At 43.8% G+C, this 12,983-nt stretch carries 13 protein-coding genes and 1 pseudogene; 12 read left to right on the top strand and 2 right to left on the bottom strand.

What is annotated here, in order from left to right; translation table 11 throughout:
• The first annotated feature begins 104 nt into the window (after positions 1-104).
• Both paaK and paaX read left to right on the top strand, forming a co-directional pair.
• Positions 105-1,436: a phenylacetate--CoA ligase PaaK gene (gene paaK, locus Xvie_RS11230; RefSeq protein ID WP_086109413.1), complete on the top strand. Its 1,332-nt coding sequence runs from the start codon at positions 105-107 to the stop codon at positions 1,434-1,436.
• A 183-nt stretch (positions 1,437-1,619) separates the two neighbouring features.
• The gene (gene paaX, locus Xvie_RS11235; RefSeq protein ID WP_086109414.1) at positions 1,620-2,558 is read left to right on the top strand and encodes a phenylacetic acid degradation operon negative regulatory protein PaaX; all 939 of its coding nucleotides are present in this window, start codon (positions 1,620-1,622) and stop codon (positions 2,556-2,558) included.
• Between the two features lie 116 nt (positions 2,559-2,674).
• On the opposite strand, the gene Xvie_RS11240 is transcribed toward paaX, so the two are convergent.
• Together Xvie_RS11240 and Xvie_RS11245 are read right to left on the bottom strand one after the other, a co-directional pair.
• Positions 2,675-3,190 (bottom strand): hypothetical protein, encoded by a 516-nt coding sequence (locus Xvie_RS11240; RefSeq protein ID WP_086109415.1) that lies wholly within the window; start codon positions 3,188-3,190, stop codon positions 2,675-2,677.
• 34 nt (positions 3,191-3,224) lie between these two features.
• Positions 3,225-4,067, bottom strand: a complete 843-nt coding sequence (locus Xvie_RS11245) for a hypothetical protein (protein WP_086109416.1) — start codon at positions 4,065-4,067, stop codon at positions 3,225-3,227.
• Between the two features lie 459 nt (positions 4,068-4,526).
• On the opposite strand from Xvie_RS11245, the gene Xvie_RS11250 reads away from it, so the two are divergent.
• From Xvie_RS11250 to Xvie_RS11295, 10 genes and pseudogenes are all read left to right on the top strand, one after another.
• The gene (locus Xvie_RS11250) at positions 4,527-5,069 is read left to right on the top strand and encodes a dihydrofolate reductase family protein (RefSeq protein WP_086109417.1); all 543 of its coding nucleotides are present in this window, start codon (positions 4,527-4,529) and stop codon (positions 5,067-5,069) included.
• Positions 5,070-5,090: 21 nt separating this feature from the next.
• On the top strand, positions 5,091-7,142 hold the full coding sequence (locus tag Xvie_RS11255; RefSeq protein ID WP_086109418.1) for a BglG family transcription antiterminator: 2,052 nt from the start codon (positions 5,091-5,093) through the stop codon (positions 7,140-7,142).
• 297 nt (positions 7,143-7,439) lie between these two features.
• On the top strand, positions 7,440-7,778 hold the full coding sequence (locus Xvie_RS11260; RefSeq protein ID WP_086109495.1) for a PRD domain-containing protein: 339 nt from the start codon (positions 7,440-7,442) through the stop codon (positions 7,776-7,778).
• 19 nt (positions 7,779-7,797) lie between these two features.
• Complete coding sequence (locus Xvie_RS11265) at positions 7,798-8,172, top strand: glycine-rich SFCGS family protein (protein ID WP_086109419.1); 375 nt, start codon at positions 7,798-7,800, stop codon at positions 8,170-8,172.
• Positions 8,169-8,453, top strand: a pseudogene (locus Xvie_RS11270) (DUF4312 family protein); the annotation flags it as partial. The gene Xvie_RS11265 and the pseudogene Xvie_RS11270, both read left to right, overlap by 4 nt.
• A 108-nt stretch (positions 8,454-8,561) precedes the next feature.
• Positions 8,562-9,353, top strand: a complete 792-nt coding sequence (locus Xvie_RS11275; RefSeq protein WP_086109421.1) for a DUF4311 domain-containing protein — start codon at positions 8,562-8,564, stop codon at positions 9,351-9,353.
• Positions 9,354-9,355: 2 nt separating this feature from the next.
• Positions 9,356-10,006, top strand: coding sequence for a DUF4310 family protein (locus tag Xvie_RS11280; RefSeq protein WP_086109422.1), 651 nt, complete (start codon positions 9,356-9,358; stop codon positions 10,004-10,006).
• 19 nt (positions 10,007-10,025) lie between these two features.
• A complete protein-coding gene (locus Xvie_RS11285) occupies positions 10,026-11,210 on the top strand; it encodes an amidohydrolase/deacetylase family metallohydrolase (protein WP_086109423.1) in 1,185 nt (394 codons plus the stop codon).
• Positions 11,194-12,309, top strand: coding sequence for a DgaE family pyridoxal phosphate-dependent ammonia lyase (locus tag Xvie_RS11290; protein WP_086109424.1), 1,116 nt, complete (start codon positions 11,194-11,196; stop codon positions 12,307-12,309). Before Xvie_RS11285 ends, Xvie_RS11290 begins: the two co-directional genes overlap by 17 nt.
• Before the next feature lie 296 nt (positions 12,310-12,605).
• The gene (locus Xvie_RS11295) at positions 12,606-12,923 is read left to right on the top strand and encodes a hypothetical protein (protein WP_139838851.1); all 318 of its coding nucleotides are present in this window, start codon (positions 12,606-12,608) and stop codon (positions 12,921-12,923) included.
• Positions 12,924-12,983: the final 60 nt, after the last annotated feature.

Here is a 12,983-nt window from a genome sequence, read left to right on the forward strand (position 1 = left end):
TTTCTTAGCAGCAATTGATACGCGATTACCTGATTTAACCAGCACCTGCACATAACGATAAACACAACCTGTTACAAACAAGTCAACAATAAGGACAGGCAACTATGAGCAACAGCGTACAAAACCTAAAAAAATCCCCTGAACAACCTCTGGATTCCATTGAGTTTGCTTCACGTGATGAGATTCAGGCGTGGCAACTCAAACAGATAAAATGGACTCTCAATCACGCCTACAATAACGTTCCCATGTACCGCCACAAATTTGATGCGGCAGGTGTCCATCCGAGTGATTTCAAGCAACTGGCTGACATCACCAAATTTCCTTACACCACCAAACACGATCTGCGGGAACATTATCCTTTTGGCACCTTCGCCGTACCAATGGAGCAGGTTGTGCGCATTCATGCTTCATCCGGCACAACGGGACGCCCAACCGTGGTGGGTTATACCCGACGGGACATCGACATTTGGTCGGAGCTGGTCGCCCGTAGCCTGAGATTTGCGGGAGCGAGTGCCAAAGACAAAGTCCACATCGCCTACGGTTATGGCCTGTTCACAGGCGGACTGGGAGCGCACTATGGTGCCGAACGACTGGGAGCAGCGGTCATTCCCATGTCTGGCGGCAACACCGAAAAACAAGCGCAACTGATTATGGATTTCAAGCCTGACATTATCATGATGACACCTTCTTACTGCCTGACTTTACTGGATGAACTGGAACATCAAATGGGCGGGGATGCCAGCACATGCTCCTTGCGTATTGGCATCTTTGGTGCAGAACCTTGGACGGCCGCTTTGCGTGCGGAGATTAAAACACGCATGGGCATCAAAGCATTGGATATCTACGGCCTGTCCGAAGTGATGGGGCCGGGCGTTGCGATGGAATCATTGGAATACGCTGACGGCTCCACCATTTGGGAAGATCATTTTTATCCTGAAGTGATTGATCCTGACAATCTGAATAATCTGGCCGATGGCGAAACCGGCGAACTGATCCTCACTACTCTGACCAAAGAAGCCATGCCCGTGATCCGTTACCGCACCCGCGACCTGACACGTTTATTACCCGGTACGGCACGCAATATGCGTCGCATGGACAGAATCACCGGGCGTTCCGATGACATGCTGATTATCCGTGGCATCAACGTGTTCCCATCACAGATAGAAGAACAGATTATCCGCTTTAAAGAACTCTCTCCCCACTACCAGTTGGAAGTACACCGCAAAGGCAACCATGACTGTCTGTCAGTCAAAGTTGAACTGAAAGAGCCAAGTCTGCTGAATCATGAACAAAGTTGTAATCTCTGTCATCAGTTGCGCCATCACATAAAATCGATGGTAGGACTCAGCACAGATGTCAGCATCGTCAACTGTGGTGTCATTCCTCGCTCAGAAGGCAAGGCAGTGCGGGTTATCGATAATCGACCACATGAATAACCTTTTGCCACTCAAGTTATACCCCATGGATCTCAAGATGCAGCTCACAAGCTGCAACTTGAAAAACGACGGGTATCAATAATGTGAATTGTCTTCAAAGGGTTTTCCCTGAGCATATCGATTAAGCCTATTGATACAGTTATGCTAATGTCACGACACACTTTTGAGCAGATCACAGAAAATATGGCACACAAACTCGACGATTTTATCCAGCACGCCCTCAATGCACAGCCTATCAGCGGAACATCGCTGATCATCTCTTTATATGGGGATGCGCTCAGTCACCGTGGAGGTGAAGTCTGGCTTGGCAGTTTGAGTCTCTTGCTGGAACCGATAGGGTTCAGTGACCGTTTCGTGAGAACATCCGTATTCAGGCTGCAAAAAGAGGGGTGGCTTGCGGTAGAAAAGCTGGGACGACGCAGTTATTACCGCATTGCTGAACGAGGCATGAATCAGTTTCGTCATGCAGAGAGCAAAATTTATCTCAGTGAGCAACCGGAATGGGATGGTAAATGGGATCTGCTGCTACTCGAAAGCGTCGCCAAAAACGAGCGTAATCGCCTGAAAAAAGAGCTGGACTGGCTTGGGTTTGCACAACTCAACACGACCCTGATGGCCGCACCAAGCAGTGCCCAAAGAGATATCCCCGCCCTACTGGGGGAACTGAACGCCAGCGATTCCGTCATCTACTTCCGTGCTGATTATCCTTACCCGCGTTCGGAGCAGAGCCTGAAAGAACTTGTCTCTATCAATTGGTCACTGGAACAGATATCGCAGCATTATCATGAATTTATCGTTTCCTTCCGCCCATTAATGACCCTGCTGCGGGATTGCCATGAAGCCGATCTGACACCAGAACGCTGTTTCCAATTACGCCTGCTACTGATTCACTTTTACCGCCGCATAGTATTGCGTGACCCAATGCTGCCGGACGCGCTGCTGCCCACACAATGGGAAGGGCTGATTGCCCGTAACTTGTGTATAAATATTTATCAACACATTGATCTTGCAGCGACGCGCTACATCAGTGAACGTTGCGAAACAACTATTGGTCAACTGCCTCAACCCACCGCAGCGTATTACCGACGTTTTGGTAGTTCACATAGTGAAATGTTTACATAGAAAAATGATTGCGCAGTGGAATGAGCGTCTATTCTTAATAGATTCTGAACAATAACAAACACCCTATGGAAAATTGCCGTTACCAAACTGCCCGCAGTCTGCGGGCAGTTTCATTATTATTTGATATCAAGCACCTCAGAAGGCTTTATCGTGATTTTCTGTCCATGCAATTCACAATCGTCAATAATTTGCATTATACCTTCTTTGGCCCATAAAGCCTGATGATTCATGGCTTCCTTATAAGGAAAAACATATTCATTTATATCAATAAAAGGCTTACTGAATATAATTGACCTATACAATTCATCGTAGTCACCATCTGGAACTTCCCAGTCAATTAAACGGTTAGCGGTTTTCCAATAAATGATAACACTTTCAAATCCATCACGATCAATTCCTTTATTAAATTCATAACCAATTAGACAAAAATCATTATTCACATTTTGTGTATTTAAAAAATTAATGACATAGCTAAATGCAGAAAAATAATTTTCTTTATACTTTTTTATTTCTAATGGGTTAAAATAACCGTCCGGTTTTTTATAATAGATTCCCCATTGCCCCGTATCCCCCCAAGCTTTGAAATCCAGCTCATTTTGTTTTGAAAAAGAGTCCATGGAGACCAAAATCATAAAAAAACCTATTAAACATTTCATATAAAATTTCTCATTTAAGATATCTATCTGATAATTTATAAAATTCTTGTCCTTGTAGTGAAAAAAGCCTAGTGAAATTTGGCCCCGGAGAACTACGATTATCCGTTCTCCATGCAATGACTTCTTTATTCAGAATTTTATTGCTTTTTGCTATATCGATAGCATTTTTAAGTAATCGCCGATAAACCAGAAAATCGGCATGAGTACCATCATTCGCAATCACTATCATACCGTTAATTCTTTTTCGTATATCATCTTTAATATTAGGATATTGACTAAAACCATCGATTGTCCGCGGCCCTGAAATGAGTCCAATTAATTTATTTCCGTGTTTAGGCACATCAAGTTCATGTGCTTTAGGAGACCTAACTCTGTTTAATAAGGCATCATGCATGTATTGCATGGCTTCTTTCGCTTTTTGTTCATCATAGTTTGCCCCAATTGTCGTAGGATTCTTAGTTTCCGCCAACAACACCATCAACATCGCTTTCTGCTCCTCAGTTAAATCCTTCGGAATTTCTATCTTAGACAAAATATTAATCGTTAATGGTGGAAAGCAATCCTCAGCGACTCCTGCGGCGAAATAGGGACAGTAATCTAAATTAGTATCTACCGCCCTAACAATACTTATGCCCATATTCAATGCTGTTATTTGCAAGGTTTGTTCTCTAAGCTGCGGATTATTACGTTGAAAAATGGACACAAGCGTATTATTTGGCAGAAATTTAAGGTGTTTTCTCGTATTGAGATTTAAACCATCAATCTTTAATATCAGCGTATTTCCTTTGGTAAGATAAAATACAGTTTCATTAAGTAAGGCTTGATTATTCCGTCTGACGATAAATTTAGACATGATTGGCTATTCCTTTTATTTATTTGATATCCGTTCTTGAAAGGTAACAACGCTATAATAGAAAAAATTTTATGAGCAAATAAGATTATTGTCGAGTAAGATACATCCTATTTTTGATTGTTACATGAATTTCGTTTTATATTATGAGTTCGGTCATAAGTATTAGTTAAACACCTTAATAAAATAATAAGTAAATCATGTAAAAGTTACATTATGAAATAAATTAATATTAATCTAACATCAATACTCAGAATTCTAAAAATCATATAATAAGTCTATAATATGATTTTATTATACTGCCCTATTGATTAGATAATTTTTTGCTGTTTTTTAGACCACAATCACTCAAAATGACTAATCATTATTTAGTCAGCCTGCTAGGGTAGTGGGGTTATTTATTATCGTTATTTTCTGATCAGGCATACATGTAAGAATCACGTGTAAAAATAAGGAAAAACCATGTCAAAGCTCATTTATTATGTCGCTGCCACAATGGATGGTTACATTGCCACAGAAAACCATGAATTAGGCTGGTTATATGATTGCCCGCTGAGTGATGACGCCACACCTTATGAAGAATTTTATCAGAATATCGGTGCCGCGATTATGGGGGCTGGAACCTATGAATGGATTATGAAAAACACAAAAGGTGAATGGCCGTATCAAGATATTCCTGCCTTTATCCTCTCCTCAAAAAATCTAACGATTTCTGCTGATATTAATGCCATTGTCACTCAAGAAAGCCCTAAGGATATTGCTAAAAACGCAAAAATCGCAGCCAAAGGTAAAGATGTTTGGGTGATTGGAGGAGGAAAAACCGCCGCCAGTTTTGCCGATGCGGAGGAGTTACAACAACTGTTTATTACCACCGTTCCGGTATTTCTAGGCTCAGGAATTCCTGTTTTGCCTGTGAGTCATGCGATCAATGTGATGCCTCATAAACAGCTTTGCTTACGCAGTGGTGCAATTGAAACCGTCATAGATATTAACTTAACGAAATAACCATGAATTCAGGGTATCCATATGGCTCTGTTTTCCTATCCACGCCTTGCCCGTCTCTTTGAGATTATTCAGGCAGAACAATTGCCACAAGACGAGCTGGCAAAACGCTTTAATGTTTCCAGCCGTACCATTCGCACGGATATCAGCGAATTAAATGACATTCTGCATCGTTACGGGGCACAGATCTTTTATAAACGAGGGAACGGCTATATTCTCCGTGTTGATGATCAAGTCTTATTTGCCACCTTGCCAAAACAACAGAAAGCGATCCAGACGATCCCCAGAACCGCCCGCGATCGCACCGACGCATTACTGCTGAAACTATTATTAGAACCAGATCCCATCAAACTGGATAATATTGCCGAAACATGGTGCATCAGCCGTGGTACGTTGCAACATGATATGAGCACAGTGCGCGAAAGGCTTGGCAAATACTCCTTGCAACTAGAAAGCGTCCCCCGTTTCGGCACTAAATTGAATGGTGACGAGCGCTTAATTCGTGCCTGCCTGACCGACACATTGCTACATCGCTTTTTGCGGGAAATGGAACTGTCACTTGATCAAGTCAGGCTCGATACCTTAGCGCATATAGAATTGACTCATATAGACCAACCCCATTTAGACCTGATCCATATTGAAGAAATCCTGCAAAACAACCTCAACCGGTTTGATATCCAACTAACCAATGAAGGCCGCCAATACCTGATTTTCAACTGTGCGGCTTCCCTGCTGAGAATTCGTCGCCATCATATGATAAGGCAGAATCCGATAACACAGGGGTCGGTAGCACAAGAGTCGATAACACACAGCAAAAAACTTCAATTGGATAAACTTCAACTGGATAAAACCATCCAGAAAGTGGCTGAGGAAATTTCAGCTTCATTTGCCAGATTTGTAGAGAATGAAATACCTCTCGCAGAAATCCACTACCTCGGCAGACAAATTGCCGCACAGCGTATTCCCCAACGTGGCGATTCCATTTTCAGCATTCTTGAAAGCCAGCGCTGGACCGATGATATCCTCAACGATATCAATGAATCCTATAACTATGATTTACGCCATGACAACCGGCTGAGGAACGATCTGGCGATGCATTTAAACTTGTTAATCAGTCGGTTACATAACCAAATCAGCACCAAGAACCCCCTGCTGACAGATATCAAACAACATTACCCTTTTGCCTATGATGTCACGGTCAGCGCACTGACGCGCATCGAAGATCAGCTTCCTTGTGTCATCAATGAAGATGAACTGGGATATCTGGCCGTACATATCGGTGTCGGGTTAGAACGTCATTATGGTACAGGCAATAACCGCCCCATTCCGGTTTTGCTTGTCACTGATGCAGGCAACGCAACCCAACGCATGATTGAGGCACAAATTGCCCGCGAATTCCCCCAACTCAAACTCCAGCGCACACTGCCATGCCATGAATACAACAAGTCAGCCTATGTGGAAGAGAGTTTCGTCATTACAACTCTGCGTCTGGCTGAGAAAAATAAACCTGTCGTCAGAATTTCCCCTTTTCCTACCCCTTACCAGCTAGAGCTGATTGGACGGCTCACAATGGTGGATCAAACCCGTTCTTCCATTCTTGAACGTTTCTTTGATCGGCGTTATTTCATCGTCATCAAGGAAGAAATGACCCAAGAAACACTGTTCAAAAAAGTCTGCCGAAAACTACAGGCAGATGGTTATGTCAACGATGACTTCCTTCCCTCGTTAATTGAACGGGAATCTATTCTCTCCACATTGCTAGAACAAAATATGTTAGGAAAAAATATGTCAGGAGAAAATATCGCCTTGCCTCATGCGTTGGGATTACTGGCACTGAAAACAGTGGTTGCCACTATCCTCGCCCCCAACGGGATTGAATGGAACAAAGAAACCAAAGAGCGAGCCAATGTGATTTTCTTGCTCGCCATCAGCAAAGAGGATTATGAAGAAGCGATGTCAATTTACGATCTGTTTGTCACATTCGTCAGGGAAAAGGCGACGAAAAGACTGCTGCGCAGCCGGAATTTTGATGATTTTCAAATGATCGCAAAAGACAGCCTTGGCAGGGCAATTTAGTTTTCTACATTTTTAAAATATCAATTGCCAAAATATCATAGAAAATAATTGGCTATAATGTGACCGCACTCAAAGGTTAAGAAAATCATTTTCTCCGCTTCTTACTCGTTTTCTCATTCAAAAATCCCACAATTCTGCGTCGCACCACCCTGTTTTTAATGAATTTCCACTTTGAAACGGAAATTAACCCACTCCAAAGCCAGAAATAAAATCGATAAGGTCATTTCAGCAAACAAAACTTTATTCGTTTGTGATAGGGCAGCGATTTATCGTGGTCGATTTGATTGGGAAACGTTTATGAATAACCCCTCGATACATTTCAATATGGCAGAAGGAAATCTTGATCCTGAAACGGCCAGCCGAACAATATTGGCTCTCATCGAGAAATGGCTGGTAGTAGAAGGCGCCTATACCACACCCGTTCAGCAACAAATGCTGGTCTCCCATATTAAGGCAATGGCAGAGAGAGCCAAGACAGGAGAATCCTTGCCAGAAGTGGATATTTCACTGTTTGATGAGATTTCCCCGGAGTCCATAAAACTGGCCGCACAAATCGTCGAAACCCTGCCCAATCTAGCTGTCGAAGAGGTTTATCTGCTATCTGTGCATTTTGAAATTGCACGTTCCAATCCTTGAATATTTGGAGGCAGAACCCATGAGCGAAAAACAAATCATCATCGTTATCGGTGATCGTTTGGGTAAAGGGCAAAACGTTGCCATAGGCATTGAAGCCGCTGGCGGAAAAGCCATCGTGATTCCCGGCATGGCAGCAGACATGAAACTGGGGGATGTTATGCAGCGAGAACAGGCTGATATTGGCATCTCGTTTTGTGGCAGTGGCGGCGCGGGAGCAATCACGGCGCAAAACAAATACGGCTACCCAATTCGCTACGGTATGCGTTCCATTGAAGAGGGAGAAACGGCAATCCGCGAAGGCTGTACGGTGCTTGGTTTTGGCTTTATGGACAAAGCCGAATTAGGTGAACGTCTTGTGCATGCCTTTATCAGAAAACAGGGGAAAGAATCATGAAAGAGCGACTTGAAACCTCTGTTCGCGTCAGTGGCTCTGGGGATTCCCGACAAAAAGCCATCGCCGATGCCCTGAATGCAGTACAACGCACAATATTGCAAGGGACGACTCACATTATCCTGCGCATCGAACCTAAAGACATTGCTGTCGTCAGCGCCACCAGCAAAATCACGACTGAAAAATTCCTGTTCTTTTTTCTTCCCCGTCAGCGCAAACACTATTCAGTGGTGTTGGATGTTACCGCCAGTGTCACCTTGCTGGATGTTGAGGCTATCCATTTCAAGCAAACCCTGTCAGCCAATCCGGATATACCAAAAACGGGCATACCAGAGGAAAGCAAAACCACAGAAAAACATAATGCAGGCAAAGCATGATAGGGGGAATAAACGATGGATACTACGGCTTCTTTTATCGAAATACTGGGCATGTCACTGATTATTGGTGGCCTGTGCGGTTTCGGCCTTGGCGCCGGAGCAGCACGAATGTTCCATGCGCCGACTGTTCAGGGCATGGGTGCATTTCGTACATTAGGTGAACTGAATGCCTGTGAAGGTGATCCGGCGTCTCATTTCTCTTTTGGCCTCGGTTTCTTTTTTAACGCTTGGGCGTCATCTGTCGCCGCAGGCGCATTCACCCAGGATGTGGATCATCGCATCATTCCCAATTGGGGGGCGGCGGCCTTAATGATCAAAAACCGCAATGTAGCGGAAACCCTGCACAATCCGAAAAAAATGGCGATTGCCTGCGGAATTGTCGGGGCGCTGTTAGTGGCATTCCTGAATACCACGGCTTCCGCTGTTCCCTCAGCTTTGCAGACCACCGCCACTAATGTACTCGTCCCTGCGGCCAATTTGCTGGTCAATACCGTGATGCCGGTGCTGTTCTGGCTCGCCGCGATGGATGCCGGTCGCCGTTCCGGTTTATGGGCTACGCTCTTCGGCGGATGTGCCCAACTTATCATGGGCAATGCTATTCCTGGCTTGGTGCTGGGTATTTTGATCGGCAAAGGTGTCGATGACAACGGCTGGAACAAAATCACCCGCACCATGCTAATCACCGTCGTTTTGCTGTTTATTCTCAGCGGATTTTTCCGCGGCTTCGATATGAAGGTCCTGCAATCTTTCATGTTGGATGTACCAAACTGGCTGCATCATGTCCATCAACTTCTGGGTGGGAAATAATCATGAATACTGAACTGAACAAGCATGATTTCTGGTATGCCGAATGGACATTTCCCCTGTTTGTTGGCCTGCTGTCAGCGGGAATTTTTGCCGGTACTCATATGTATGTGGTGTACGGATTTGGTGCATTTAATGAAGTGGCATTCGTCGCAATGCTGCGTTCCGGTATTGATACCGGTGTTTATGGCGCTGTTGCGGCATTTGGTGCCAGCTTTCTGTTTGCCCGCATTGTCGAAGGATCATTGGTTGGAATTCTGGATATCGGCGGTGCCCTGCAAACCGGCATTGGCTTAGGTGTTCCCGCACTATTGCTGGCGGGAGGTTTTGATTTTTTAGTAACCAACTTCTGGGCATCATTGATCACCGGCATGTTGCTGGGGATTGTTGTTGGTCTGGTGATCATTCTTGCCCGCAAATTCACCGTTGCACAGGGAAATTCTACTTTTGGCGCGGATGTCATGATGGGTGCAGGTAACGCATCAGGACGCTTCCTAGGGCCTCTCATTATTTTGGCTGCAATGACAGCTTCCATTCCTATCGGCCTGGGTTCGCTGATTGGCGCACTGCTGTTTTATCTGTGGAAGAAACCCGTGGCAGGAGGTGCAATTCTGGGAGCGATGTTACTCGGCTATTTTTTTCCTGTCATTACATAATAATAGGGACAAATATCTTATGAACGACTTAATTATTAAACAAGGAAAGCTCATTAACGGGGATTTCATTGATATTGTGATTAATGATGGCAGGATCACCGCCATTGGCCCTTCTGCCGCAACCGGGTTGCCATCTATCAAGGAAATTGATTTACACGGTCATTATTATATCAGCGCAGGCTGGATTGATGCCCATACTCATTGTTACCCACACTCTCCTCTCTATTTTGATGAACCCGATTTAATTGGCGCAGCCTGCGGTGTCACAACTGTTGTGGATGCCGGCAGTACAGGAGCTGAAGATATTGATGACTTTTATGCTGTGTCGCGTAAAGCCAAAACGAATGTCTATGCTTTCCTGAATATCTCCCGTACCGGTATTTGTTGCCAAAACGAATTGGCTGATATGGCTCAGATTGATAATAAGCAACTGCAAAATGCCGTCAGACGTCACAAGGGCTTTGTTATCGGACTGAAAGCCCGCATAAGTAAAAGTGTGATTGGTGAAAACGGTCTCCAACCACTCATTCAAGCCAAAACCATGCAAGAAGAGAATGGATTGCCGCTGATGGTGCATATTGGCAATCCTCCCCCCAAGCTGGAGGAAATAGCTGATCTGCTGACTAAAGGCGATATCATCACCCACTGCTTTAACGGCAAACCAAATCGTATCCTTGATGATGCCGGCAATCTGAAACTTGCTATTGAACGGGCTCTGGCGCGAGGGGTTATTCTGGATGTCGGACATGGTACAGAAAGCCTCAGTTTCACCGTAGCTGAACAAGCCATCAAATTCGGTGCCTATCCTCATATGATCAGTTCTGATATCTACCAAAGAAACCGCATTGACGGGCCTGTTCACAGCCTTGCGAGCGTAATGACAAAATTCCTCAATATGGGATTGTCTGCCGAATACATTCTTAACTGCGTGACAAGCCATCCAGCCAATTTACTCCATTTGCCGCACAAAGGACGACTGGAGCGCGGTCGTGATGGCGATATCACGATTTTTGAACTGAAAAAACAACGCACTGAACTTGTTGATGCAGACGGCCACATCAGGATTGGCACGCAACAATTTATTCCCATCGCAGCCATCATTGCAGGCGTTCATATTGTCGTAGCAGAGAATACAACGGCGGAAAATATATCTATAAAGAATTCCTCGGCAAAAAGGAGCACAATCAATGGTATTCCTCTATGAAAAATACCAGTTACGCCAAGTGATCAACGCAGCCGGACGTATGACGGCATTAGGCGTTTCCACGCCTTCCGATCAAGTTATTGAGCAGATTACAGCAGGACTGAAACACTATTTTGAGATGGATGATTTGGTGGACAAAACCGGCGATTACATCGCCAAATTACTCGATGTGGAAAGTGCAGTCATCGTTTCCTGCGCCTCGGCCGGAATCTCCCAATCCGTCGCGGCAGTCATTGTCAGGGATGATAATGATCTACTGCTTAACTTGCACAGTTCGCATAAGCCGGTTCCCCGTGAAATCGTACTGCCCAAAGGCCATAACGTAAATTTTGGCGCTCCGATTGAAACCATGATTACACTGGGAGGTGGCAAAATCATTGAAGCAGGTTTTGCCAACGAATGCAGTGCAGCACAAATAGCCGATAAAATCACCCCATACACCGCCGCCATTCTCTATATCAAGTCACATCATGCCGTGCAGAAAAGTATGCTGACCGTGGCAGATGCCGCGCGGGTTGCACAAGCACACAATTTGCCTCTGATTGTGGATGCAGCGGCGGAGGAAGATTTAACACTCTATTATCACCAAGGAGCCGATTTAGTGATTTATAGCGGTGCCAAAGCAATTGAAGGGCCTACCAGTGGATTAGTGATCGGTAAACAGCTTTATGTGGAATGGGTCAAAAAGCAGCGCCACGGTATCGGTCGCGCCATGAAAATCGGCAAAGAAGGTATTCTCGGCCTGACACTGGCCATCGAAAAATATCTGAATGGGACAAAAGAAACCGGTGCAGAAATGGTGTTAAGAATGTTGCCGTTTATTGAGAATCTGAACCGCATTACTGGTATTTCTGCCAAAATTGTTTGGGACAGTGCGGGACGCGATATCGCTCGTGCTGAGATTACTTTCGATGAACATAAAATTGGCAAAAATACATTCGACATTCTGGCACAGCTCCGACAAGGTAATACTGCGATCTATTTTCGGGAATACAAAGCCAATGAAGGCAAAATCGAAGCCGATATCCGCAGTGTGGCATCAATGCAACTTGATACGATTGTAACGGAGCTTAAGCAGGTGGTGACGGGAGGAAAATAAACCTCTATTTCATTAGCCTAAAAGCCTTACAAGGTTTTTTGCCTTATATCCCTCTATTTATTCAGTAAATTGGAAAATTACTGCCGATATTTATTGCTGATTTAATCATGGCAAAATAGTTATTGCTCGATAACCGCTTGCAGATTATAGTCAAGATTGAGGTAAATACTTTCACCTTGGATTATTAACAACAATATATAAACATGATAAAACAAAATTTTAAAATACTATTATTTACCCTCGTGATATTTAATCCTTACATTTATGCAAACGATAAACAAATAGAAATAACTTATTTGTCAGGTTTAAAATTAACTGAAAGTAACGACAAAATTATTATAGATGAATGTAAGAAATGGAATTTAAACAAACAAAACATAGATAAGATTTTTAAAATCAGCAGTGCGTATGAATACACTCCATACCATGCTTTCTCTCAAACCCCATGTGATATAATAGGAAAAGCCAAATTAAATGGTAAAGTATGGGATTTTTATATTAATGGCGGCGGAATGATTACGCTTACAAATAATACTGAGACTATTTACCGTGGCTGCGACTCAATAGAATGCGAACCTTTCTTTATATTGTCATACGATGGAATAAATCCATAATCCATATCTATTAATTGCCAAAGTAATTAAAAGTTACTACAATAATAAATGTTACAAATA

The sequence above is a fragment of the Xenorhabdus vietnamensis genome, assembly GCF_002127535.1.
GTDB lineage: Bacteria > Pseudomonadota > Gammaproteobacteria > Enterobacterales > Enterobacteriaceae > Xenorhabdus > Xenorhabdus vietnamensis.